Source organism: Streptomyces sp. NPDC023157 (assembly GCF_055560575.1).
Window position 1 is genome coordinate 946,390 of record NZ_JBVHIL010000001.1, and the last position, 23,895, is coordinate 970,284.

Here is a 23,895-nt window from a genome sequence, read left to right on the forward strand (position 1 = left end):
TCCGATGACCACCCACACCCTTCGCGCGAAGCGCCGCAGATCGGCGCTTCGGACGGCGGCCTTCATGTCGCCGTGGCTGATCGGGTTCGGCGTCTTCTTCGCCTACCCGATGGTCTCCACCGTCTACTTCTCCTTCATGGACTACGACGGCTTCACCGCCCCGTCCTTCAACGGCCTGGAGAACTGGACGTACGTCTTCCGGGACTACCCCATGTTCTGGCCGGCGCTGCGCAACACCCTGTGGCTGGTCGTCGTGATGGTCGCCTGCCGGGTCGTCTTCGGACTCGGCGTCGGCCTGCTCATCACGAAGATCAAGACCGGTGCCGGGGTCTTCCGCACCCTGTTCTACCTGCCGTACCTGGCGCCGCCGGTCGCGGCCACGCTCGCCTTCGTCTTCCTGCTCAACCCCGGCACCGGCCCGGTGAACTCGCTGCTCGAAGGGGTCGGCGTGCCCGGCCCCGCCTGGTTCACCGACGCCGCCTGGTCCAAGCCCGCGCTCACCATGCTCGCGGTGTGGGGCGTCGGCGACCTGATGGTGATCTTCATGGCCGCGCTGCTCGACGTACCGAAGGAGCAGTACGAGGCGGCCGAACTGGACGGGGCCTCGGCCCTCCAGCGGTTCCGGTACGTGACCCTGCCGAACATCTCGCCGATCGTGATGTTCGCCGTGGTCACCGGCGTCATCCAGGCGATGCAGTACTACACCCAGCCGCTGGTGGCCGGGAAGGTCGCCTCCGGCGTCATCGGCGGCTCCGGCCAGCCGTTCGAGCCCGGCTACCCGGACAAGTCCACGCTGACCCTGCCGCAGCTCGTCTACAACCTCGGCTTCCAGCGCTTCGACTACGGAGCGGCCTGCGCCATCGCCCTCGTCCTCTTCGCCCTGGCCATGCTCTTCACCGGGCTGCTCATGCGCCGCCGCGGCGGCCTGATCCAGGCAGGTGACTGACCCGTGAGCCAGGTACTCGACCCCCCGAAGACACGGCAGGAGCGGCCGGCCGGCGGGGTCACCCCCGCCGCCCGCACCGCCCGCCGCAAGGCGCTGCTGCACTGGATCGCGGTGCACTCGCTCGGCGTCGCGGCCGCCCTGTTCTTCGTGCTGCCGTTCGTCTTCGTCCTGTTCACCTCGCTGATGAGCGACCAGCAGGCGCTCACCCGCGACCTCACCCCGAACACCTGGGAGTGGGGCAACTACGTCCGCGTCTTCGAGACCCCCGGCTTCCTCACCTGGTGGCGCAACACCCTGCTGTACGCGGGGCTCGGCACCGTCCTGACGGTGGTGTCCTCGATCCCGGTGGCGTACGCGCTCGCCAAGTTCCGCTTCCGCGGGCGCAGCCTCTCGCTGATCCTGGTGATCTCGATGATGATGCTGCCGCCGCAGGTCGTGGTCATCCCGATGTACCTGTTCTGGGCCAAGGAGCTGGACCTGTCCGGCACCTTGTGGCCGCTGATCATCCCGATGGCCTTCGGCGACGCGTTCTCCATCTTCCTGCTGCGCCAGTTCCTGATGACCATCCCGAACGAATACCTCGACGCGGCCCGTGTGGACGGCTGCGGCGAACTGCGCACCCTCGTCAGGATCGTGCTGCCGATGGCGAAGCCGGGGATCGCGGCCGTCGCGCTCTTCCAGTTCTTCGCCGCGTGGAACGACTACTTCGGACCGCAGATCTACGCCTCGGACAACCCGGGGGCGTGGACCCTGAGCTACGGCCTGGAGTCCTTCAAGGGCGCGCACCACACCGACTGGAATCTGACCATGGCCGCGACCGTCCTGGTCATGGCCCCCGTGATCCTCGTTTTCTTCTTCGCCCAGAAGGCGTTCGTCGAGGGTGTCACGCTGACCGGAGTGAAGGGCTAGCCGACTGTTATGAAGCTCGCTGTCGTGGGGGGCGGCTCCACCTACACCCCCGAACTGATCGACGGGTTCGCGCGCTTGCGCGACACCCTGCCCATCACCGAACTCGTCCTCGTCGACCCGGCGGCCGACCGGCTCGACCTGGTCGGCGGCCTCGCCCGGCGGATCTTCGCCAAGCAGGGGCACCCGGGCCGGATCGTCACCACCTCGGACCTCGACGCGGGGGTCGACGGCGCGGACGCCGTCCTGCTCCAGCTGCGCGTCGGCGGACAGGCCGCCCGCGAACAGGACGAGACCTGGCCGCTGGAGTGCGGCTGCGTCGGCCAGGAGACCACCGGCGCCGGCGGCCTCGCCAAGGCGCTGCGCACGGTCCCCGTCGTCCTGGACATCGCCGAACGGGTGCGCCGCGCCAACCCGGACGCCTGGATCATCGACTTCACCAACCCGGTCGGCATCGTCACCCGGGCGCTGCTCCAGGCCGGGCACAAGGCGGTCGGCCTGTGCAACGTGGCGATCGGCTTCCAGCGCAAGTTCGCCGCGCTCCTGGACGTCTCCCCCGGCGAGGTCCACCTCGACCACGTCGGCCTCAACCACCTGACCTGGGAGACCGGGGTACGGCTCGGCGGCCCCGAGGGCGAGGACGTGCTGCCCCGGCTGCTCGCCGAGCACGGTGAGGCCGTCGCGGCCGACCTGCGCATGGACCGCGACCTCGTGGACCGGCTCGGCGTCGTCCCCTCGTACTACCTGCGCTACTTCTACGCGCACGACGCCGTCGTACGGGAGCTCGGCTCCAAGCCCTCGCGGGCCGCCGAGGTCGCCGCGATGGAGAAGCAGCTCCTGGAGATGTACGGGGACCCCGCGCTCGACGAGAAGCCGGCGCTGCTCGGCAAGCGCGGCGGCGCCTTCTACTCGGAGGCGGCCGTGGATCTGGCCGCCTCGCTGCTCGGCGGGGGCGGCTCCCCGTACCAGGTGGTGAACACGTACAACAACGGCACGCTGCCGTTCCTGCCGGACGACGCCGTGATCGAGGTGCAGGCCGCGGTGGGCGCGAACGGTGCCACCCCGCTGGCGGTGCCGCGGCTCGACCCGCTGTACGCGGGACTGGTCGCCAACGTCACCGCGTACGAGGACCTGGCGCTGGAGGCGGCGCTCAAGGGCGGCCGGGACCGGGTGTTCAAGGCGCTGCTCGCGCACCCGCTGGTGGGGCAGTTCGCGTACGCCGAGGCGCTGACCGACCGGCTGATCGCGCACAACCGGGAGCACCTCGCGTGGGCGTGAGACGGGTGGCGCTGGCCGTCGACGCCGGTAACAGCAAGACCGACGTCGCCGTCGTCGCCGAGGACGGCACCGTCCTCGGCGCGGCGCGCGGCGGCGGGTTCCAGCCGCCCGTGGTGGGGGTGGGGACGGCCGTCGACGCGCTCGCCGAGATCGTCGGCCGGGCCTGCGCCGAGGCCGGGACGCCCGCCGAGTTCGAGGTGGTCGCGGCCTGCCTCGCCAACGCCGACCTCCCGGTGGAGGAGGCGGAGCTGCTGGCGGCCCTGGAGGCGCGCGGCTGGAGCCGCTCGGTCCACGTCCACAACGACACCTTCGCGATCCTGCGGGCCGGGATCGACGAGCCGCGGGGGGTGGCCGTGGTGTGCGGGGCGGGGATCAACTGCGTCGGCATGCTGCCGGACGGGCGGACGGCCCGGTTCCCCGCGATCGGGAAGATTTCCGGCGACTGGGGCGGGGGCGGCGGACTCGCCGACGAGGCCCTGTGGTTCGCGGCGCGCGCCGAGGACGGGCGCGGCGAGGCCACGGAGCTCGCCCGCACCCTGCCGGAGCACTTCGGTCTGCCGACGATGTACGCGCTGATAGAGGCGCTGCACCTGGGGCGGATCCCGCCGGAGCGGAGGCACGAGCTGACGCCGGTGCTGTTCCGTACGAGCGCGGCGGGCGACCCGGTCGCCGGGGCCCTCGTGGACCGGCTGGCCGACGAGGTCGTGGCACTGGCCTCGGTCGCCCTCGGGCGGCTCGGGCTGCTCGACGAGGCGGCCCCGGTGATGCTGGGCGGCAGCGTGCTGGCCGCCCGCCATCCGCGGCTCGACGCGCGGATCGCGGAACTCCTCGCGGCTCGGGCCCCGAAGGCGGTGATCGGTGTGGTGACCGCCCCGCCGGTGCTGGGCGCGGGGCTGCTGGCCCTGGACGCCTGGGGCGCGGCTCCGGGCGCGGCGGCGCGGCTGCGGGAGCACTACGGGGCCTGACCGGCGCGGGCGCGGTGCGGATGCGGGGCGTTCCCTCACGGGGCGCCCCGCACGCGTGTTCACTCGTACGAGCGACGTTCGAGAAGGAACCGATTCCGGCTGGGCGACGTATTCAAAGTGAGGGATGTGTGAAGGGGGGTTCGCCCGCGGAAGCTCCGCGGGCATGCGGCACGATAGGTACAAGATCGAGTCAATCCCGGTGTGCGGGCGAGTCGCTGCGGCCATACTGCTGGCCGGGAGGCGTCCGCCGCTCCGCCGGAAGGACAGGTCGACGTCTCAGACCGAGGGGGAGGTCACGTGACACACCCGCCGAACGCGCCCGCCGCCTCGGCGGCGCAGGGCGCCACCAGCGCGGCCGCGCGACCGGGTTCCGGCGTGCCCGCACAAGCGGGGCCGGGGGTCCCGGCCGAGCTCCCGCCGCCCGCCGCGCCCGGCGCCTGGGCACAGGGCCGTGAGCTGCTGCGCCGGGCCGCCACGACCGAGCCCGGCCGGCTCCGCGTCCTGGGTGCCGTCCTGGCGCTGCTCGTCGTCGCCTTCGGGGCCGTCACCGCCTTCGAGGTCGCCGACCGCGCCTCGTACGCGGACGACGTGGTGGGCCGCAGCCAGCCGCTCAGCGCCGACGCCGCCGACATCTACCGCTCGCTCGCCGACGCCGACGCCACCGCCGCGAGCGGCTTCCTGGCCGGCCCGCAGGAGTCCACGCAGATCCGCGAGCGGTACGCCGACGACGTCACCACCGCCTCCCGGCTCCTGGTGAGGGCCGCCGCCAGCACCGACGCCTCCGGCGACTCGGCCCGCGAGCTGGCCACGCTCAGCGAGCACCTGCCCCGCTACACCGGCCTGGTGGAGCGGGCCCGCGCCGCCAACCGGCAGGGCCTGCCCCTCGGCGGCGCCTATCTGCGCTACGCCAACCAGACGATGGCCCAGGAGCTGCTGCCCGCCGCCGAGCGGCTGTACGCGGCGGAGACCCTGCGGCTGCACCAGGACGACGACGAGGCCCGCGTCTGGCCGTTCCTCTCGCTCGCCCTCGGCGTGCTCGCGCTCGCCGCCCTGATCTGGGCCCAGCGCCGCGGCTACGCGCGGACCAACCGGGTGTTCAACCGCGGGCTGCTCGGCGCGACCGCCGCCTGCGTGGTCGGCCTGATGTGGCTGCTCGTCGGCCAGGGCCTGGCCCGCGCCGGCCTCGACGACGCCCGGACCCACGGCCAGGACTCCCTCCAGGTGCTCAACGAGGCCCGGATCAGCTCCCTGAAGGCCCGCGCCAGCGAGAACCTGACCGTCGTCGCGCGCGGCGCCGTCCTCACCGAGGACGGCAAGCGCGACAAGTACGAGGCGGACTACGCGGCCAGCGTGTCCGCCCTGACCGCCGCCCTCGACTCGGCGACCCGGCTCGCCGACGACGAGGAGGGCCGCACCCCGCTCACCGAGGCCGCCGCCCGGGCCGGCGAGTGGCGCGAACGGCACGCCCAGGCGCGGGAGAAGGACGACGCGGGCGACTTCGACGGCGCGATGCGGCGGATCATCGGCCCGACGGACTCGACCGGCCGGTCCTTCGACCAGGTCGACGCGGCCCTCGGCCGGGCCCTCGCCCACGAGCAGGACGAGTTCACCCGGGCCGCCGAGGGCGGCCGGGACGCGCTGACCGGGCTGCCGCTGGGCGCGGCCGTCCTCGGCGTCCTCGGCGCGGCGTGCGCCGTGACGGGCATCAACCGCAGACTGTCGGAGTACCGGTGAGAGGGGGCGGGATGCCGGACGGCGTCGCACACACGAGCCCGGCGGGCCGGGTGCCGGACCGCACCGCGCCCGCGGCCCCGGCGGGGGTCCGCCGCACCGCGCGCCGGGTCGCCGGACGCCTGCGCGGCTGGGGCGGCGTCGCCGCCATGGCCACGGTCTGCGCGCTGACCGCCTCGCTGACCCTGCTGTCGCTGCCGCACGCCGCCCCCAGCGCCCCGGCGGCCGGCCTCACGGGTCCCGGGGTGGGCACCGGCGTGCAGGTGCGGGCGGAGAGCTGCGAGAGCCCCGAGGCCTCGCTCTCCCCGTCCGGTGTCGACGGCCCCGCCGTGGCAGCCATCAAGCAGCGCGGCAAGCTGATCGTGGGCGTCGACCAGAACAGCTACCGCTGGGGCTACCGCACGCCCGCCACGACCGAGGTGCTGCCCGACGGGCGGAAGGAGACCACCCCCGGCCGGCTCGTCGGCTTCGACATCGACCTGGCCCGGGCCATCGCCCAGGACATCCTCGGCGACGAGAACGCCATCGTCTTCCGGACCATCCCGACCAACCAGCGGATCGCCGCCCTGGAGAGCCGCAAGGTCGACCTCGTGGTCCGCACGATGACGATCAACTGCAAGCGCATCCAGCAGGTCGCCTTCTCCACCGCCTACTTCCAGGTCGGGCAGCAGATCCTCGCCCCCAAGGACTCGGAGATCACCGGCTACGACGCCTCCCTCAGCGGCAAGCGGGTCTGCACCGCGGAGGGCTCCACGGCCTACGAGGCCCTGGAGGAGAAGTCGTTCGGCGCGGTCTTCAAGGACGTCGGCGACGGCACCAGGGACGACCCCGACCAGCTCACCGTCCCCAACCAGCTGGACTGCCTGGCCCGGCTGCAGATGGGCGAGGTCGACGCGGTCCTCACGGACAACGCGCTGGCCGCCGGCCAGGCCGCCCAGGACCCGGCCGTCGAGCTCAAGGGGAAGCCGTTCACCACCGAGTACTACGGAGTGGCCGCCAAGCTGGGCGACGACGACCTGGTCCGCCGGGTCAACAAGGTCCTCGTGAACTACCGGCAGGGCCCCTGGCAGAAGGCGTACGAGACCTGGCTGAAGGCGGACCTGCCCGGGATATCCGGGCCGCCCGCACCGAAGTACAAGTAGAGCGAGAGGTGATCGATGGGCGTCACGGGACCCCCTGGGCCGGTGATGGACCGGGACGAGGTGGACCGTGCGCTGGCGCGGCTCGGCGCGGAGCACAAGGCCGTCGAGGACTCGCTCCTCGCGCTCCAGGACCACGCCGGCCGCAGACTGCTCGAAGGCGCCGAGCTGACCGGGACGACCCGGGACCGCTGGCAGTCCACCGAGCGGACGATCACCCTGCTCTGGGCCTACTTCGACGCGTACACCGCCGCCCTGCACGCCGCCCGTGAGCTGCGCGCCCGGCGCCGCTGGCCCGGCCGCGAGGAGCTGACCGAGCTGACCGAGCGGCTGCGCGGCGAGAGCGTGCACGTCCCGGGCGGTGCGCTGGAACAGGCCGCGCTGACCGAGCGGTTCACCCTCGAACAGCTGGTCCGCCGGATGAACGAGCTGTACGCGGCCTCGCTCGACGTGGTCGTCACCGCCGACGCCGTCTGGTCCGCGCTGCCCGCGCGGATAGACCTGCTCGCCGCCGAGCTGGGCCGGACCCGCTCCCTCGCGCACTCCGTCGGGGTGCGGCCCGGGGAGCACCCGGCCGGCGACGAGCTGGAGTCGATCACCGCCGAGCTGCTCGCGCTGCGCTCCCAGGTGGTGTCCGACCCGCTCGCCTTCTGGCAGCCCGCGGCGGGCAGTTCGGCCCCGGGCGGCGGCCGCCCCGACACCGGACGGTACGACCGGGCGGCCCGCGCCCTGGAGGACATCCGGCGGGAGATCGAGGCCGTGCTCCAGGTCCGGCAGGACTCGGAGGACCGGCTGCTGCGCCTGCGGGACGTGCTGTCCCGGGCGGACCGCACGCTCGCGGAGGCCCGGTCCGCCCGCGGCGAGGTCCTCGCGAAGATCGCCGCCTCGGAGGTGCCGGCCGTCAGCGGACCGCCGACGGCCCTGCACGAGCGGCTGGTCGCCGCCGCCGAGTACCGCAGGCACGCCCAGTGGCACCGGCTGTCCCCGCTCCTCGACTCCCTCGAACGGGAGGCGGAGGACGAACTGCTGCGCGCCCGCGAGTCGTTGACCGCAGTGACCGCGCCGCTGGCCGTCCGCGCGGAACTGCGCGGCCGGCTCGACGCGTACAAGGCGAAGGTGGCCCGGCTCGGCGCGGCGGAGGACCCGCTGCTGATCGAGCGGTACGACGCGGCCCGCCGGATGCTGTGGAGCGCCCCGTGCGATCTGCGGGTGGCCGAGCAGGCGGTGCTGCGCTACCAGCAGGCGGCGACGGAGACACTGTCCGGGCCGAGGGACGACAGGGGGAACCAGTGGTGAGCGGGGAGACCGGAGTGAGCAGCTGTCAGCGTCCGGCGTGCGAGGGCGCGTACGAGGACATGGGCGGCGGCGAGCTGTACTGCGACACCTGCGGTCTCGCCCCCGTCGTCGCGCCCGGCGGGCTGCTCGCCTCCACCCCGACGGGGCTCGCGGCGGCCGGGCGGGGGGCCGACCGGTCCGAGTCGTCCCGGTCGGGCTCGCGCGCCTCCTCCCGCAGCTCCTCGCGTTCCTCGACCTCGCGGCGTTCCGTCTCCGGGCGCCTCTCGCGCGCGCTGTCCGGGCCGAGCACGGCCCGCTCGGTGTCGGTGCGCAGCTCCGGCGCGACCGGCGGCCAGTCCGGCCGGGGCCGGCTCGGCGCGGGCCTGGTGACGGTCCCCGAGGTGCCGCGCCCCGACCCGCGGGCCGCGGTGATGACCAACCCCGAGGTGCCCGAGCGGAAGCGATTCTGCTCCCGCTCCGACTGCGGTGCTCCGGTGGGCCGTTCGCGCGGCGACCGGGCCGGCCGCACGGAGGGCTTCTGCACCAAGTGCGGGCACCCGTACTCCTTCGTGCCGAAGCTGCGCGGCGGGGACGTGGTGCACGGGCAGTACGAGGTCGCCGGCTGCCTCGCGCACGGCGGCCTCGGCTGGATCTACCTCGCGGTCGACAAGGCGGTCTCCGACCGCTGGGTGGTCCTCAAGGGCCTGCTCGACACCGGCGACCAGGACGCCATGGCGGCGGCGATCTCCGAGCGCCGCTTCCTCGCCGAGATCGAGCACTCCAACATCGTCCGCATCTACAACTTCGTCGAGCACCTCGACCAGCGGACCGGCTCCATGGACGGCTACATCGTCATGGAGTACGTGGGCGGCAAGTCCCTCAAGGAGATCGCCAACGACCGGCGCACCCCCGACGGACGCCGCGACCCGCTGCCGGTCGAGCAGGCCTGCGCGTACGGCATCGAGGCCCTGGAGGCCCTCGGCCACCTGCACAGCCGCAACCTGCTCTACTGCGACTTCAAGGTCGACAACGCGATCCAGACCGAGGACCAGCTGAAGCTGATCGACATGGGCGCGGTCCGGCGGATGGACGACGACGAGTCGGCGATCTACGGCACGGTCGGCTACCAGGCGCCCGAGGTCGCCGAACTCGGCCCGTCGGTGGCGAGCGACCTGTACACCGTCGCGCGCACCCTGGCCGTGCTGACCTTCGACTTCCAGGGCTACACCAACGTCTTCGTGGACTCGCTGCCCGAGCCCGACGGCATCGAGGTGCTGCGGACCTACGAGTCGTTCTACCGCCTGCTCGTCCGCGCCACCGACCCCGACCCGGGGCGCCGGTTCGCCTCCGCGCAGGAGATGGCCGAGCAGCTGACGGGCGTCCTTCGGGAGGTCGTCGCCCTCCAGTCGGGCCGCCCCCGCCCGGCCCTGTCGACCCTGTTCGGCGCGGAGACCCGGGTCACCGACAGCGAGCTGTTCGAGGAGCACACGGACGACGTGTCGGTGCTCGGGGCCCGCGCCCCCCGGCGGGCGCGCAAGGCGCTGCCGACCTCCGTCGCCGGGCGGGGCGGCAGCTTCCTGCGCCCGCTCGACGTGCCCGCGACCGCGCTCGCGCTGCCGGTGCCGCGGGTCGACCCGGGCGACCCGAACGCCGGTTTCCTCGCCGGTCTGCTGGCCGCCGCCCCCGCCGAGCTGATCACCGCCCTGCACGCCGCGCCCGTCGCCTCGCTCGAACTGCGGCTGCGGGAGCTGCGGGCCCGGCTGGAGATGGGCGACGTCGCGGCGGCCGGCCGGGCGCTCGCCGCCCTGGAGGAACGGCACCCGGACGACTGGCGGGTGGTCTGGTACCGGGGCGTCACCTCGCTGGTCACCGGCGACCAGACGGGCGCCGCGCTCTCCTTCGACGCGATCTACGACGCCTTCCCCGGCGAGCCGGCGCCCAAGCTGGCGCTCGGCATCTGCGCCGAGTTCCTGGGCCAGTTGGACAACGCGGCGGAGTACTACCGCCTGGTGTGGGCGACCGACCCGAGCTATGTCAGCGCCGCGTTCGGCCTGGCCCGGGTGCAGCTGGCGGCGGGCGACCGGGCCGCCGCGGTGCGCACCCTGGAGTCCGTGCCCGAGTCGTCCATCCACTACACGGCGGCCCGGGTCGCCGCGGTGCGGGCCCGGCTGCGCCGCCGCCCCGCGAACGAGCCGCTGGGCGCCGACCTGACGGCCGCCGCCGCGCAGGTCTCCGCGCTGCAGGGCTTCGGCCTGGACGCGGTGCGCCGCGAGCGCCTCTCCACGGAGGTGCTGGGCACGGCCCTGGACTGGGTGCTGTCCGGGAGCCCCGGCGCGGGTCCGGCCGGCACGGTGCTGCTCGGCAGCGCACTGGACGAGCGCGGACTGCGCTTCGGCCTCGAACGCTCGTACCGGGTGCTCGCCCGGCTCGCCCAGCAGGGCGAGGAGAGGATCGAACTGGTGGAGCGGGCCAACCGTTTCCGCCCCAGGACGTGGGTGTGAGTATGTCCCTGAAGCCCAAGCAGCCGCACCCCCTGGGGACCTGCCCCGAGTGCGCGGAGCCGCTCGAGTCGGGCGACCGCTTCTGCGGGGCCTGCGGATACGACCTGTCGGCGGCTCCGGAACCGGAGCCCGCGACGGACCGCCCGACGGTGCCCATCAGCCTGCCGGTGGACTGGCCCGAGGCGCCGCCCCGGGACCCCGGGTCGCTGACCACGGCCACCCAGCACGCCGGCGAGCTGCCGGGTACCGATTCGGGCGGCCGGGACCTGCCGACGGTCCCGGTCCGCACCGACGGGCCACCGGAACCGGCTGCCGCGCCGCCGGGCGCCACGCCGCCGGGCGGGGGTGCCGGGAACACCGGGGCAGCCGTTCCGACCGGTCCCGCCGACCCCGCCGCGAGCCCCGCCACGAGCCCCGCCGGGAACGCCGGGCCCGCCGGGACCCCCGCCCCGCCCCCCGCCGAACCGTCCGCCACCGACGGCGACTTCACCCTCGCCGCGCCCGATCCCCGCGCCGCGCTCCAGGGCGAGGCCGACGGCCGGAAGCTGTGCGTGGCGTGCCGGACCGGCCGGGTGGACCGGGACGGGTACTGCGAGCACTGCGGGCACGCCCAGCCGCGCGAGCGCGACCACATGGAGGAGGAGCTGTCCTCGGTCGCCGCCGTCAGCGACCGCGGGCTGCGCCACCACCGCAACGAGGACGCCTTCGCCGTGTCCTCGACCGCGCTGCCCGACGGCTCCCCCGCCACGCTCGCCATCGTCTGCGACGGGGTGTCCTCGGCGACCCGCCCCGACGAGGCGTCCGCCGCCGCCGCGGCCGCCGCCGATGCCGCGCTGCTCACCGCGCTGCCCCGCGGGACGCACCCGCAGCAGGCCATGCACGAGGCGATCGTGGCCGCCGCCGAGGCCGTCAACTCCCTGGCGGAGGAGACCGTCAAGGAGCGCGAGCACCAGAACTCCCCGGCCTGCACCATCGTCGGCTCGATCGTGGCGGGCGGCCTGCTCGTCGTCGGCTGGGTCGGCGACAGCCGGGCGTACTGGGTGCCCGACGACCGCACCTCGCCGCCCGCCCGGCTCACCGAGGACGACTCGTGGGCCGCGCAGATGGTCGCCGCGGGCCTGATGAACGAGGCGGAGGCGTACGCGGACGAGCGCGCCCACGCCATCACCGGCTGGCTCGGCGCGGACGCGTACGAACTGGAGCCGCACACCGCCTCGTTCAAACCGGACCGGCCCGGCGTGGTCGTGGTCTGCACCGACGGCCTGTGGAATTACGCGGAGGGCGCCGAGGACATGGCCCGGGTCGTCCCCCCGGACGCCGCCGGACGCCCGCTGCACGGGGCGCAGGTCCTGGTGGGCCACGCCCTCGACGGCGGAGGCCACGACAACGTCACGGTCGCGCTGCTGCCGTTCACCCTGCCGTCCGCGGGGGCAGGATCGGCCTGAGGCCGCGCCCGTCCCGTTCCCGACCCCGAGACCCGAGACCCGACCTTCCCTTCATCTCACGTCTCCCGTGAGCCGAGGAGCCACATCACCATGGCCAACTTCTCCAAGCCGACCGGGCCGCAGTTCTCGGTGGACGTCTACCAGAACGAGTACCTGCCCGAGGGCGGCCGGGACGTCAACGCGATCGTCACCGTCACCTCCACCGGAGGCGGCACCTCCGCGGGACCGGTCACGCCGGGCGGCGGGTCCGCCGCCGTCGTGCTGATGCTCGACTGCTCCGGGTCGATGGACTACCCGGCGTCCAAGATGCGCGGGGCCCGCGAGGCCGCCGCCGCCGCGATCGACACCCTGCGCGACGGCACCTCCTTCGCCGTCGTCGCCGGCACCCACCTCGCCAGGGAGGTGTACCCGGGCGGGCGGCGGCTCGCCGTCGCCGACGCCCGCACCCGCGCCGAGGCCAAGGACGCGCTGCGCGGTCTGAGCGCCGGCGGCGGTACGGCCATCGGCACCTGGCTGCGGCTCGCCGCCGGGCTGCTCGCCTCGGCCGACGTGTCGATCCGGCACGGCATCCTGCTCACCGACGGGCGCAACGAGCACGAGTCGCCGGAGGACCTGCGGGACGCCCTCGACTCCTGCGCGGGCCGCTTCACCTGCGACGCGCGCGGCGTGGGCACCGACTGGGAGGTCAAGGAGGTCACCGGCATCGCCTCGGCGCTGCTCGGCACGGCCGACATCGTCGCCGATCCGGCCGGTCTCGCCGCGGACTTCACGACGATGATGGAGCACGCTATGGGCAAGGAGGTCGCGGACGTCGCGCTGCGCCTGTGGACCCCGGTCGGCGTGGAGATCGGCTTCGTGAAGCAGGTGGCGCCGACGGTCGACGACCTGACCGGCCGGCGCACCGAGGCGGGCCCGCGCGCCGGGGACTACCCGACCGGCTCGTGGGGCGACGAGTCCCGCGACTACCACGTCTCCGTCCGGGTCCCGCAGGCCGCGATCGGGCAGGAGATGCTGGCCGCCCGGGTCTCGCTGATCGTCCCCGACCCGGCGGGCGGCGCGCCGACGACGCTGTCCCAGGGGCTGGTACGGGCGGTGTGGACCGACGACATGGTGATGTCCACGTCCATCAACCCGCAGGTCGCCCACTACACCGGGCAGGCCGAGCTCGCCGACGCGATCCAGGAGGGCCTGGACGCGCGCAAATCGGGCGATCGGGACGGAGCGACGGCCAAGCTGGGGCGTGCGGTGCAGCTCGCGGCGGTCTCCGGCAACGCCGATACGGCGAAACTCCTTTCGAAGGTAGTGGACGTGGTCGACGCGGCGACGGGTACTGTGCGGTTGAAGGCGAAAGTCGCGGAAGCGGACGAGATGACTCTCGAGACGCGCTCCACCAAGACCGTTCGCGTGAAGAAGTAGCGCTCGACGGATGACGAGAGGGGGAAGCACCGACATGCCGACCTGCCCGAACGGACACCAGTCGGTCTCCGACGACTGGTGCGAGGTCTGCGGCCATCGCATGGCCGGGGCGGGTGCGCCGACGGGTGCCGTACCGCCGCCTCCCCCGCCGCCGCCACCCGCGTACGGATACCCCGGCCCCGGCGGCCCCGTGCCGCCGCCCGCGCCCGGAGGCCCTGGTGGCCCCGGGGGTTACGGAGGCCCCGGGGGCCCTGGAGGCTATGACGCTCCTGAGGGTTACGACGGTCCCAGGGGTTACGACGGTCCCGGGGGTTACGACGGCCCCGGAGGCTTTGACGCGCCCGGGGGCTACGACGCTCCCGGAGGTCGCGGGGGCTACGACCCGAACGCGACCGCCCAGGCGGAGCTGTGCCCGCAGTGCCGCACGCCGCGCGAGCACATGGCGCCGTTCTGCGAGGAGTGCCGCTGGAACTTCCTCACGAACACGGCGACCTCGTACACGCCGATCGCCCCGCAGCCGCAGCAGGGCCCGCCGCCCGCGCTGAACCTGCCGCCGGGCTTCCAGTCGCCGCAGCACCAGCAGCCGCCCCACCAGCCTCAGCCGCCGCACCCGGACCCCTACGAGTACCAGGGCTCGCGCCCCTCGCAGGTGAACCGTCCGGCCGAGCCGCTGGGCGCCGACCCGACCCACCACCAGGCGCCGCCGCAGCGTCCGCCGCAGGCCCCGCAGGCCCCGCAGGCCTTCCACCAGGCGCCTCCGCCGCCCGCGCCGCCGCAGCCGCGCGCGGACGACGACTGGATGATCTCCCCGCCGTCGCAGCCGCAGCCCCCGGCACCGGTGCCCCCGGCGCCCGCGCCGCCGGCTCCCATGCCGCCGACCGGCCCGGTCCCGCAGGGTCCGCCGCCGCAGTTCCGGCAGCCGGGTCCGCCCGCGGGGTGGACGGCGACGATCGGCCCGGACCGCGACTACTTCATGGCGATGATGCAGCGCAGCGGCCCGGAGGCGAGCGGGCTCAACATGCCCGCGTACTCCCCCGAGCAGCACATCCGGCTCCAGGGCAACCAGATCGGCATCGGCCGCCGCCGGCACTCCACCGGCGAGTCGCCCGACATCGACCTGTCGGTGCCGCCGGAGGACCCGGGCGTCTCGCACCAGCACGCGGTGCTCGTGCAGCAGCCGGACGGCTCGTGGGCGGTGGTGGACCAGAACTCCACCAACGGCACCACGATCAACGGCTCCGCCGACGCGATCCAGCCCTATGTGCCGGTGCAGCTCCAGGACGGCGACCGGGTGCACGTCGGCGCCTGGACGACGATCACCGTCCGGTACGGCTGAGACCCCCTCACAGGTCCGGCAGTGGCCAGGCGTACGGCCCCTCGGGGTCGTCCAGCCAGGCCCACTGCCGCCCGCCGCTCACCGTCACCCCGAAGCGCTCCCGCTCCGGCCGCCGTTCGCGCTGCCAGAGCGAGAGCGCTTCGCGCGTGTCGAGGCCTCCGGCCGCCAGGGTCGCCAGGAAGCGGAAGCCCTCGTCCTCGTACACCCGCCGCGGCACCCCTCCGACGCGCGGGCGCAGGGTGCGGGCGTTGCCGCCGCGCAGGGCGACGAAGTAGGCGGCGGTCGGCAGGAAGCGTCCTTCCGCGTGCTCGGGACCGGTCACCCGCAGGAGCACGAGACCGGTGGAGAGCGGGGTGAGGACGAGGGCGTCCGGCCGGCACTGGACGAGCCAGGAGTACGGGACGGAGGGCACCGCGCAGGTGGCCACGACCCGGTCGTAGGGGGCGTGCTCGGGGCAGCCGCGGGCGCCGTCGCCGGTGACCACGGCGGGCCGGTGCCCGGCGGCGGCGAGATGGACGCGGGCGGACTCGGCGATCTCCTCGTCCAGGTCGACGGTGGTGACGTGCCGGTCGCCGAGGCGGTCGCAGAGCAGCGCCGCGTGGTAGCCGGTGCCCGCGCCGATCTCCAGGACGTCCTGGCCGTCGCGGACGTCGAGCGCTTCCAGCATCTGCGCCATGAGAGAGGGCTGGCTGGCGGAGGAGACCAGTGCGCCGTCCCGGACCCGGGTGGCGAGGGCGGTGTCGCGGTAGGCGCCGCGCAGCCAGCGGGTGCGGCGGGCGGGGTCGGGGTCGCCGGACCAGAGGCGTTCGTAGCCGCCGGGGCCGGGCACGTAGTAGAAGGGCACGAAGAGGTGGCGCGGGACCCGGTTGAACGCGTCCCGCCAGGCGGGGTCGCGCAGGGCTCCGTACGCCTCGATCTCGCGCACGAGCGCCCGCCGCGCCCGCGCGGCCTCCTCGGCGAACATCTCGGGCATGGCTCCACTGTGCGGCGACCCGCACCGTTCCGGCCACCCGTCGCCGGTCTCGGGACGGAGGGTCCCAGGGCCTGTCTTTCGGATCAGGCCGGATCAGGGAGCGGGGCCTGGTGCGTGCGATCGCAAGGCGGAGGAGGGAGTCAGCGCGGAGCGTTGGCGACCGACGACAACGCGGCGAGCGCGCGTGCCAGGCCCCGCGAGCCCGGCATGATCCGAAAGGCAGGTCCTAAGCCTCGGGTCCTCCGCCGGGGCATCTGAGACGATGGAACGGTGAACGAGATTCCGCGCGGCACGCTTCAGGAGCAGACCTTCTACGAGCAGGTGGGTGGCGAGGAGACCTTCCGGCGCCTGGTCCGCCGCTTCTACCAGGGCGTCGCGGAGGACCCGCTGCTGCGGCCGATGTACCCGGAGGAGGACCTCGGTCCCGCCGAGGAGCGCCTGGTGCTCTTCCTCATCCAGTACTGGGGCGGCCCCCGCACCTACAGCGACCACCGCGGCCACCCCCGGCTGCGGATGCGGCACGCCCCGTTCACGGTCGACCGGGCGGCGCACGACGCGTGGCTGCGGCACATGCGGGACGCGGTGGACGAGCTGGGGCTCGCGTCGGAGCACGAGGCGCAGCTGTGGAAGTACCTGACGTACGCGGCCGCCTCGATGGTCAATACCGCCGAGTAACCGGCGGCGCCGGGTGATCGACACCGCGGAGTGACACATTCCGGTGACGGAACCCCGGATAACGGTCACGATCGCATCAAGGTGCCGCCGAAAGCGGTTTCCAGATCGATATCGCTCTGAAAGCATCCGATGAACGTTCGAAACTGAACGATCACGGTGTTTTCAGGGGGATGGGTGACGGGCTTCGTACTTCTGCGCGTCAGGGCACACCGGCTGCTACTGGCGGCGGCCCTGCTCGCAGTCCTGTTGACCACCTCGGTCCTGGCCACCCTCGCCGCGTTCTCCGGCTCCATCGGGGACGCCGCCCTGCAGGGCACCCTCCAGGGCCGGTCCGCCCCCGCCGCCGCGCTGATCGTCACCGGCCAGGTCCCCGCCGACAAGCGGGCGAGCGCCGACGCCGCCGTCCACGCCGGGGCCCGCGCCACCTTCGACGGGCTCCCCGTGACCGTACGGAAACTGGAGCGCTCCGGCCCGTACGCGCTGCCCCGCTCGCTCCAGCCCCCGGCCGCCCGCGCCGGCGACCCGGACCTCACCCACTTCGCCGCCCTCGACCGCTCCCGCGTCGCCCTCGTCCGCGGCGCCTGGCCGAAGGCCACCGGCCCCCGGGACGCCGTCGAGACCGCGCTCCCCGAAGAGGCCGCCAAGATCCTCAAGGTCGGCCCCGGCACGGTCCTCGACCTCACCGACCGGCTCGGCGGCAAGCCGCTCAAGGCCCGGATCACCGGCCTCTACCGGCCCGTCGACGCCACCGACCTGTACTGGCAGCTCGACCCGGCCGCCGGCCGCGGCGTCAAGACGCTCGTCTTCACCACGTACGGCCCGCTGGTCGCCGACCCCTCCCTGCTCGCCTCCGGGCGGGTCACCACCGGCGGCACCTCCTGGCTCGGCGCCGCCGACTTCACCGGGATCACCACCGACCGGATGGGCGCCCTGCACGCCGCCGCGGCCAAGGAACCCGAGCGGATGGCCGCCGACACCACCGGCTTCGGCACCACGATCAGCGCCTACACCTCCCTGCCGACCGTCCTGGAGCAGACCGACCGCGCCCTGCTCGTCTCCCGCTCCACCCTCAGCATCGTCGCCGTCCAGCTGGTGCTGCTCGCCGCGTACGCCCTGCTCCTCGTCGCCCGGCTGCTCAGCAGCGAGCGCTCCGGCGAGACGGAACTCCTCCGCGCCCGCGGCGGCTCACGGCGCCGGATCGCCGGCCTCGCCGCCGTCGAGGCGCTGCTCCTCGCCGTACCCGCCGCCCTCGCCGCCCCGCTGCTCTCCGGACCGCTCACCCGGCTCTTCGCCGACCGGTCCGCGCTCGACGCGCTCGGCGTACGGCTCGACGCCTCCGCCCCGCTCACCGTCTGGCTGGTCGCCGCCCTCGTCGCCCTCTGCTGCGCCGCCGCCGTCGTGGCGCCCGCGCTCGCGGCCGGCGACGGCGCCACCGTGTCGCTGCGCAAGGGCCGGTCCGCCGCCCTGCCCGCACCGGTCCGGGCCGGCGCCGACATCGGCCTGCTGCTCATCGCCGGCATCGCCTACTGGCAGCTCGACCGGCAGACCGGCGAAGGCTCCGGCAGCGGCGCGCTCACCGGCGAACGGGCCGGCGGCCTCGGCATCGACCCGCTGCTCGTCGCCGCACCCGCCCTCGCCCTGCTCGCCGGCACCGTGCTGACCCTGCGGCTGCTGCCGCCCGCCGCCAGACTGGCCGAACGGCGCGCCGCCGGCGGCCGCGGGCTGCCCGCCGCGCTCGCCGGCTGGCAGCTCAGCCGCCGCCCCCTGCGCGGCGCCGGCCCCGTGCTGCTGCTGGTGCTCGCGGTCGCGATGGGCATGCTGGCCATCGGCCAGAGCGACTCCTGGGACCGCTCGCAGCGCGACCAGGCCGACTTCCGCACCGGCGCGACGGTCCGGGTGCTCGGCGCGGGTCCCGGCGACCCGGCGCAGACCGAACGGATCGCGGCCGTACCCGGCGTCCGCAAGGCGGCCTCCGTGCACCGCGGCAGCACCGACATCGCCGGACACCTCGCCACCGTGCTCGCCGTGGACACCCGGCAGGCCGCCGACGGCATGCTGTTCCGCGCCGACCTCACCGACGGGCCCGCCACCGAGCGGCTCGCCCCCCTCATGCCGAAGGCCGGGCCCCGGCCCGGGATCGCGCTGCCCGCGGGCGCCCGCGCCCTGCGGATCGACCTGAAGGACACGGCACCGCCCGGCGGGCCCGCCTCCCGGGTCACCGCCGTCCTGGAGGACCGTTACGGCGTCCCGTACCGGCGGCTGATCGGCGCGCTGCCCGCCGACGGGCGCACCCACCGGCTCGGCCTGTCCCTCGCCGAGCTCGGCGCCTCCGAGAACTTCGGCCTGGCCGGTCTGGAGATCGGCGGGCAGTCCCTGTGGGGCGAGGGCGGCGGTTCGCACACCTTCGCCGTCGAGCGGCTGGCCACCGAGCGGGCCGACGGCACCGAGCAGCCGATCGGCACCGGCGCCGCCCTCAGCGCCTGGGGCGTCGAGTACGCGGCGCAGCTCGGCAACGGCGAGAGCAAGTCCGTCCCGCTGAGCGGCCGGCCCTCCGCGAACGCCCTGCTCAGCGTCGCCTTCCACGTCGACGGGGAGCGCGACGGGGACACCAGCGGCACCAAGGAGTACACCCTCACGGTCGCCGCCCCGCGCCCCGCGCCCCCGAAGTCGGTCCCGGCGATCGTCACCGACGCCTTCCTCGCCGCCGCCAAGGCCAAGCGGGGCGACCACGTCGACGTCACCTTCAGCGGCTCCACCCTGAACGTGATCATCACCGACGTCGTACGGGAGCTGCCGACCACCGGCCCGGGCGCCCGGTCGGTCTCCGCGACCGCCCCCGCCGCCACCCCCGAGGACGCCGGCGCGATCCTGGTCGACCTGTCCACCGCGAACCGGGCGCTGTCCCTCACGCCCACCGCGACGCTGCCGCCCACCGAGTGGTGGCTCACCACCCTGCCCGGCCGCACCGCCGAGGTCGCCAAGACGCTCCGGGCCCGCCCCGACGCCGACCCCGCGCTGGTGCTCGTACGGGACGAGGCCGCGGCCGACCTGCTCGGCGACCCGCTCGGCGCGGGCCCCAACTCGGCCCTGATGGCCGTGGCGGTGGCCGCGGCGGCGCTCGCCGCGGTCGGCTTCGCCGTCGGATCGGCCGGCTCCCTGCGGGAACGGCAGGCCGAGTTCGGGCTGCTGCGGGCGCTCGGCGCGCCCCGCCGCCAGCTGGCCCGGCTGGTCGCCGCCGAACAGGGCCTGCTCGTCGGCATCGGCCTGCTCGTCGGCGTCGGCCTCGGCACCGTCCTCACCCGGGCCGTCGTCCCCCTGATCGTCCTCACCGGCCAGGCGGAACGCCCCGTACCCGCCGTCCTCGTCGAACTCCCCGTCGGCCACGTGGCCCTGCTCCTCGCCGGAGTCGCCGCCCTGCCCCTGGCCGTCGTCGCCGCCATCGCCCTGCGCCGCACCGACCCGGCCGTGACCCTGCGGACCCAGGGGGAGAACTGATGCCCTCCACCGCCCCGACCCGCGGAAAGGCGGACGTCGTGCCCCAGGCCGCCGCGCCCCGCAAGCCCGCCCGCGCCGTGGCCCCCTGGGTCCGTACCCGGCTGCGGACCGCCCCGGGTACGGCCCTCGCCTACGGGCTGCTCGTGCTGGTGACGGCGTTCCTCGCGGCGGCGCTGCCGCGGGCCGTCGACGCGTACGAGACCGAGGGCATGCGGCACGCGGTCGAGTCGGCCCCGGCACACCGCACCGTCGTCAGCCTCACCAACTCCGTGGCCAGCAGCCTGCCCCCGGCGCAGCAGCCCACCGCGTACCGACCGGACCGGCTGAAGGCCACCCGCGACCAGCTCACCCCGCTGCTGCCCAAGCCGCTCCAGATCGACCTCGCGAACTCCGCGTACGGCGCGCGCACCACCAAGCGGGTCCAGGGCCTGGACCGCTGGCTGCCGCAGCCCGACGGGCTGTTGCCCGAGTTCGTCCTCGACGCGCTCTCCGACGTGCCCGCCCACTCCACCCTGGTTGCCGGGCGCGCGCCCACGGTGGGGCCGGGCGGCGCGATGGAGGCGGCGGTCACCGCGAAGACCGCCAAGGCCATGGGCCTGAAGCCCGGTTCCGTCGTCCATGTGCCGGGCAGCGACGGCGGCGAGACCCCCATCACGGTCACCGGCGTCATCGAGCCGCGCGAGCCTTCCGGTCCGTACTGGAACATCGACCCGGTCACGCACACCCCGCTCTTCACCGCCCGCAGCGGCCTCGAGGTCAAGTGGTACTGGGTGGCCACCCTGCTGCTGGGCCCCGAGAGCGGGACCTCGCTGCCCCGCACCCTCGGCGAACCCGAGCAGTACTGGCGCTACGCCCCCTCCGTCGGCCACCTCACCGCCCAGGACAGCGACACCCTGCGCGCCGCGCTCGACTCCGCCGACGCCGGCCCCGACCTCGTCGCGCTGCGGTCGGCCCTCGGCCCCAACGGACAGTTCGACACCGACCTCGACGAGGTCCTCGGCGAGTACGCCGGGATGCGGGACGCCATCGCCGCGGTCGTCGCCGTCGCCGCCGTCGGCGTCGGCGCCGTCGCCGCCGTCGTCCTCGGCATGACCGGCGGCCTGTTCACCGCCCGCAGGCATGCCGAACTCGCCCTGCTGCGCGCCCGCGGCGCCTCCCTGCCCGGCATCGGCCTGCGGCTGCTCGGCGAGACCACGGCCGTCTGCCTGCCCGCCGCCGCGCTCGGCCTGCTGCTCGCCGTGACCCTCGTCGGCGGCGCAGCCGGCGCCCGGATGTGGCCCGCCGCCATCGCCGCCGGGGCCTGCGCCCTGCTCGCCGCCCTCGTGCTGCCGCTGCGCGCGATGTTCCTGCACCGCCGCCCCCTGCTGCACGGCGGGCGCGAGGACCTGGTCTCCGCCCGCCCCTCCCGCCGCCGCACGGTCGCCGAACTCACCCTGCTGGTCCTCGCGGTGGGCGCGGTCACCGCGCTGCGCCAGCGCGGCACCGGCACCGGCACCGGCACCGGCGACTACCTGGTGAGCTGCGCGCCCGTCCTCGTCGGCGTGATCGCCGCCTTCGTCCTCATCCGGATCTACCCGGTGCCGCTGCGCTGGGCCGCCCGGCCCACCCGCCGGCTGCGCGGCGCCATCGGCTTCCTGTCGCTGGCCCGCGCGGGCCGCGCCTCGGCCTCCGGCACCCTCCCGCTGCTCGCCCTGCTGATGGCGCTGACCACGGCCGCGTTCGGCGGCTCCGTCCTCGCCGGCGTCTCCGACGCCCGGGACCGGGCCGCGTACCTGGCGACCGGCGCGGACGCCCGGATCACCCACGACGTGGGCTGGACGCCGTTGCCCGCCGGACTCGCCGACACGGTACGGGGCTTCCCCGGGGTCCGCGAGGTGTCGCCGGTGCAGATCGAGTACGGGCTGGAGCTGCCGTCCCACCAGGGGACCGCCGACGACGCGATGAGCGCCCCGCTGGTCGGCGTCGAGCCCTCCTCGTACGCCCGGCTCGCGGCCCGTACCGACTTCGGCCGCTTCCCCGAGTCCCTGCTGAAGACCACCGGCAAGGGCGGTCCCGGCAGCGTCGGCGACACCTCCCGGGTCGTCCCGGCCATCGCCTCCCCGGACGTCGCCGAGCGGCTCGGCGACCGGCCCATCGAGATCCTCGCCGCCGCGGGCCGCTTCCACGTGAAGGTGGTCGCCGTGCGCACGATCACCCCCGCGCTGCCCGACAAGGACTTCCTGATCGTCAACGCGGCCGACCTGGTCAACCGTGCCCCCACCGCGCTGCTCGTCACCGGCGGCGGAGCCGGGGGCGGGGCTCTCGACGGCAAGGCGCTGCGCGGCCGGATGACCGCCAAGGGCGGCAAGCTGCACGTGGTGCTGCGCGAGGAGGAGCGGGCCCGGTACGTCGACTCGCCGATGCAGACCGGCGCCGAAGGCCTCTACCTCGCCGCCATCGGCGCGGGCGCCGGCTACGCCGCCCTCGCCGTGCTGCTGTCGCTGCTCCAGGTCGCCCCCGAGCGCACCACGCTGCTCGCCAGGCTGCGCACCATGGGCCTGACCCGCGGACAGGCCCGGCGCCTGCTCGTCCTGGAGGCGCTGCCTCAGGCGCTGCTGGCCGCGGCCGGCGGCATCCTGGTGGGCTGGGCGACGATCCTGCTGCTCGCGCCCGGGGTCGACCTGGTGCGGCTCGCGCTGGCCACCGCGCCGGCGGAGACACTGGCGCTCGGCGCCGCCCTGCGGGCGGACGTGTGGTCGCTCGGACTCCCGGCGGCCGGGGTGGTGCTGCTCGCGGGCGCGGCGGCGACGGTGCAGGCCTGGTGGGCCTCGCGCAGGGGCTCGATCAAGGAACTCAGGGCAGGAGACGCACGATGACGACGTCGACGGGTACCACGACCACCACGCTCGAAGAGCTGGAGCGACGGGCGACGGCGCACCGCGACCGGCCCTCGTACGGTCATGACGCGCTGATCGCCTGCGACCGGCTGGTCCGCATCTTCACCACCGACGGGGTGGAGGTGCAGGCCCTGCAGGGCCTCGACCTGCTGGTCAAGGAGGGCGAGCTGATGGCCCTGGTCGGGGCCTCCGGCTCCGGGAAGTCGACCCTGATGAACATCCTGGCCGGCCTCGACGTGCCCACCGCGGGCGCGGCGAAGGTCGCCGGCTGCGATCTGCTCGCCATGGACGGCAAGGCCCGGCTGCGCTACCGCCGCGAGGTCGTCGGCTTCGTCTGGCAGCAGACCTCCCGCAACCTGCTGCCCTATCTGACGGCCGCCCAGAACGTGGCGCTGCCCATGCAGTTGGCGGGCCGCTCGAAGCGGAAGGCGCAGCGCGCCGAGGAACTCCTCGCGATGCTCGGCATCGCGGAGATCCGCGACCGGCGCCCGCACCAGCTGTCCGGCGGACAGCAGCAGCGCGTCGCCATCGCGGTCGCCCTCGCCAACGACCCGTCGGTGCTGCTCGCCGACGAGCCGACCGGTGAGCTGGACTCGGCCACCGGCGAGCAGGTCTTCGCCGCCTTCCGGCGGGCCAACGAGGAGCTGGGCACCACGATCGTGATCGTCACCCACGACCAGGCGGTCGCCACCGAGGTGCGCCGCACGGTCGCCATCCGCGACGGCCGCACCTCCTCGGAGGTGCTGCGGCGCACCGAGATCGACGCGGAGGGCCAGGAGTCGCTGGTGGCCCGCGAGTACGCGATGCTCGACCGGGCCGGACGGCTCCAGCTGCCCGCGGAGTACACCGAGGCGCTGGGCATGGAGCACCGAGTGGCCCTGGAGCTGGAGCAGGACCACATCGGGGTGTGGCCGGACGACACGGACCGCTGACCGCGG

The 23,895-nt window shown here is 74.8% G+C and carries 16 protein-coding genes; 15 read left to right on the forward strand and 1 reads right to left on the reverse strand.

The window, feature by feature from the left end; all coding sequences use genetic code 11:
* Positions 1-4: 4 nt before the first annotated feature.
* From ACZ3ZE_RS04355 to ACZ3ZE_RS04405, 11 genes are all read left to right on the forward strand, one after another.
* Positions 5-946 (forward strand): carbohydrate ABC transporter permease, encoded by a 942-nt coding sequence (locus ACZ3ZE_RS04355; protein WP_361163059.1) that lies wholly within the window; start codon positions 5-7, stop codon positions 944-946.
* Between the two features lie 3 nt (positions 947-949).
* On the forward strand, positions 950-1,855 hold the full coding sequence (locus ACZ3ZE_RS04360; RefSeq protein WP_361163057.1) for a carbohydrate ABC transporter permease: 906 nt from the start codon (positions 950-952) through the stop codon (positions 1,853-1,855).
* A gap of 9 nt (positions 1,856-1,864) precedes the next feature.
* Positions 1,865-3,130: a 6-phospho-beta-glucosidase gene (locus ACZ3ZE_RS04365; protein ID WP_361163055.1), complete on the forward strand. Its 1,266-nt coding sequence runs from the start codon at positions 1,865-1,867 to the stop codon at positions 3,128-3,130.
* Positions 3,121-4,095, forward strand: a complete 975-nt coding sequence (locus tag ACZ3ZE_RS04370) for an N-acetylglucosamine kinase (protein ID WP_361622471.1) — start codon at positions 3,121-3,123, stop codon at positions 4,093-4,095. Before ACZ3ZE_RS04365 ends, ACZ3ZE_RS04370 begins: the two co-directional genes overlap by 10 nt.
* Positions 4,096-4,392: 297 nt before the next feature.
* Positions 4,393-5,829: a hypothetical protein gene (locus tag ACZ3ZE_RS04375; protein WP_442304113.1), complete on the forward strand. Its 1,437-nt coding sequence runs from the start codon at positions 4,393-4,395 to the stop codon at positions 5,827-5,829.
* Positions 5,830-5,840: 11 nt separating this feature from the next.
* Complete coding sequence (locus ACZ3ZE_RS04380; protein ID WP_467257279.1) at positions 5,841-6,968, forward strand: glutamate ABC transporter substrate-binding protein; 1,128 nt, start codon at positions 5,841-5,843, stop codon at positions 6,966-6,968.
* 15 nt (positions 6,969-6,983) lie between these two features.
* Positions 6,984-8,261 (forward strand): coiled-coil domain-containing protein, encoded by a 1,278-nt coding sequence (locus tag ACZ3ZE_RS04385; protein WP_361163053.1) that lies wholly within the window; start codon positions 6,984-6,986, stop codon positions 8,259-8,261.
* A 59-nt stretch (positions 8,262-8,320) separates the two neighbouring features.
* Complete coding sequence (locus ACZ3ZE_RS04390; RefSeq protein WP_361164637.1) at positions 8,321-10,741, forward strand: tetratricopeptide repeat protein; 2,421 nt, start codon at positions 8,321-8,323, stop codon at positions 10,739-10,741.
* A gap of 2 nt (positions 10,742-10,743) precedes the next feature.
* Positions 10,744-12,186 carry a PP2C family serine/threonine-protein phosphatase gene (locus ACZ3ZE_RS04395; RefSeq protein ID WP_467257514.1) on the forward strand — a complete coding sequence of 481 codons (1,443 nt, stop codon included), beginning with the start codon at positions 10,744-10,746 and terminating at the stop codon, positions 12,184-12,186.
* Positions 12,187-12,276: 90 nt separating this feature from the next.
* The gene (locus tag ACZ3ZE_RS04400) at positions 12,277-13,602 is read left to right on the forward strand and encodes a vWA domain-containing protein (RefSeq protein ID WP_361163051.1); all 1,326 of its coding nucleotides are present in this window, start codon (positions 12,277-12,279) and stop codon (positions 13,600-13,602) included.
* Between the two features lie 34 nt (positions 13,603-13,636).
* The gene (locus ACZ3ZE_RS04405) at positions 13,637-14,938 is read left to right on the forward strand and encodes an FHA domain-containing protein (RefSeq protein WP_467257281.1); all 1,302 of its coding nucleotides are present in this window, start codon (positions 13,637-13,639) and stop codon (positions 14,936-14,938) included.
* A 7-nt stretch (positions 14,939-14,945) separates the two neighbouring features.
* On the opposite strand, the gene ACZ3ZE_RS04410 is transcribed toward ACZ3ZE_RS04405, so the two are convergent.
* A complete protein-coding gene (locus tag ACZ3ZE_RS04410; protein ID WP_363292900.1) occupies positions 14,946-15,911 on the reverse strand; it encodes a methyltransferase domain-containing protein in 966 nt (321 codons plus the stop codon).
* Positions 15,912-16,181: 270 nt separating this feature from the next.
* Here ACZ3ZE_RS04410 and ACZ3ZE_RS04415 point away from each other — a divergent pair, with 270 nt between their 5' ends.
* From ACZ3ZE_RS04415 to ACZ3ZE_RS04430, 4 genes are all read left to right on the forward strand, one after another.
* On the forward strand, positions 16,182-16,586 hold the full coding sequence (locus ACZ3ZE_RS04415; RefSeq protein ID WP_363292899.1) for a globin: 405 nt from the start codon (positions 16,182-16,184) through the stop codon (positions 16,584-16,586).
* 174 nt (positions 16,587-16,760) lie between these two features.
* Positions 16,761-20,081 (forward strand): ABC transporter permease, encoded by a 3,321-nt coding sequence (locus ACZ3ZE_RS04420; protein ID WP_363292898.1) that lies wholly within the window; start codon positions 16,761-16,763, stop codon positions 20,079-20,081.
* The gene (locus ACZ3ZE_RS04425; RefSeq protein WP_467257283.1) at positions 20,081-22,936 is read left to right on the forward strand and encodes an FtsX-like permease family protein; all 2,856 of its coding nucleotides are present in this window, start codon (positions 20,081-20,083) and stop codon (positions 22,934-22,936) included. The genes ACZ3ZE_RS04420 and ACZ3ZE_RS04425 overlap by 1 nt, the downstream gene beginning before the upstream one ends.
* Positions 22,933-23,889, forward strand: a complete 957-nt coding sequence (locus tag ACZ3ZE_RS04430; protein ID WP_361163039.1) for an ABC transporter ATP-binding protein — start codon at positions 22,933-22,935, stop codon at positions 23,887-23,889. Before ACZ3ZE_RS04425 ends, ACZ3ZE_RS04430 begins: the two co-directional genes overlap by 4 nt.
* The last annotated feature ends 6 nt before the right edge of the window (positions 23,890-23,895 follow it).

Bases quoted from the DNA above. Each gene is read 5' to 3' on its own strand.
- ACZ3ZE_RS04355 (WP_361163059.1), top strand. From the start codon at position 5: ATGACCACCCACACCCTTCGCGCGAAGCGCCGCAGATCGGCGCTTCGG.
- ACZ3ZE_RS04365 (WP_361163055.1), top strand. From the start codon at position 1,865: ATGAAGCTCGCTGTCGTGGGGGGCGGCTCCACCTACACCCCCGAACTG.
- ACZ3ZE_RS04380 (WP_467257279.1), top strand. From the start codon at position 5,841: ATGCCGGACGGCGTCGCACACACGAGCCCGGCGGGCCGGGTGCCGGAC.
- ACZ3ZE_RS04385 (WP_361163053.1), top strand. From the start codon at position 6,984: ATGGGCGTCACGGGACCCCCTGGGCCGGTGATGGACCGGGACGAGGTG.
- ACZ3ZE_RS04390 (WP_361164637.1), top strand. From the start codon at position 8,321: ATGGGCGGCGGCGAGCTGTACTGCGACACCTGCGGTCTCGCCCCCGTC.
- ACZ3ZE_RS04395 (WP_467257514.1), top strand. From the start codon at position 10,744: ATGTCCCTGAAGCCCAAGCAGCCGCACCCCCTGGGGACCTGCCCCGAG.
- ACZ3ZE_RS04400 (WP_361163051.1), top strand. From the start codon at position 12,277: ATGGCCAACTTCTCCAAGCCGACCGGGCCGCAGTTCTCGGTGGACGTC.
- ACZ3ZE_RS04405 (WP_467257281.1), top strand. From the start codon at position 13,637: ATGCCGACCTGCCCGAACGGACACCAGTCGGTCTCCGACGACTGGTGC.
- ACZ3ZE_RS04410 (WP_363292900.1), bottom strand. From the start codon at position 15,911: ATGCCCGAGATGTTCGCCGAGGAGGCCGCGCGGGCGCGGCGGGCGCTC.
- ACZ3ZE_RS04425 (WP_467257283.1), top strand. From the start codon at position 20,081: ATGCCCTCCACCGCCCCGACCCGCGGAAAGGCGGACGTCGTGCCCCAG.
- ACZ3ZE_RS04430 (WP_361163039.1), top strand. From the start codon at position 22,933: ATGACGACGTCGACGGGTACCACGACCACCACGCTCGAAGAGCTGGAG.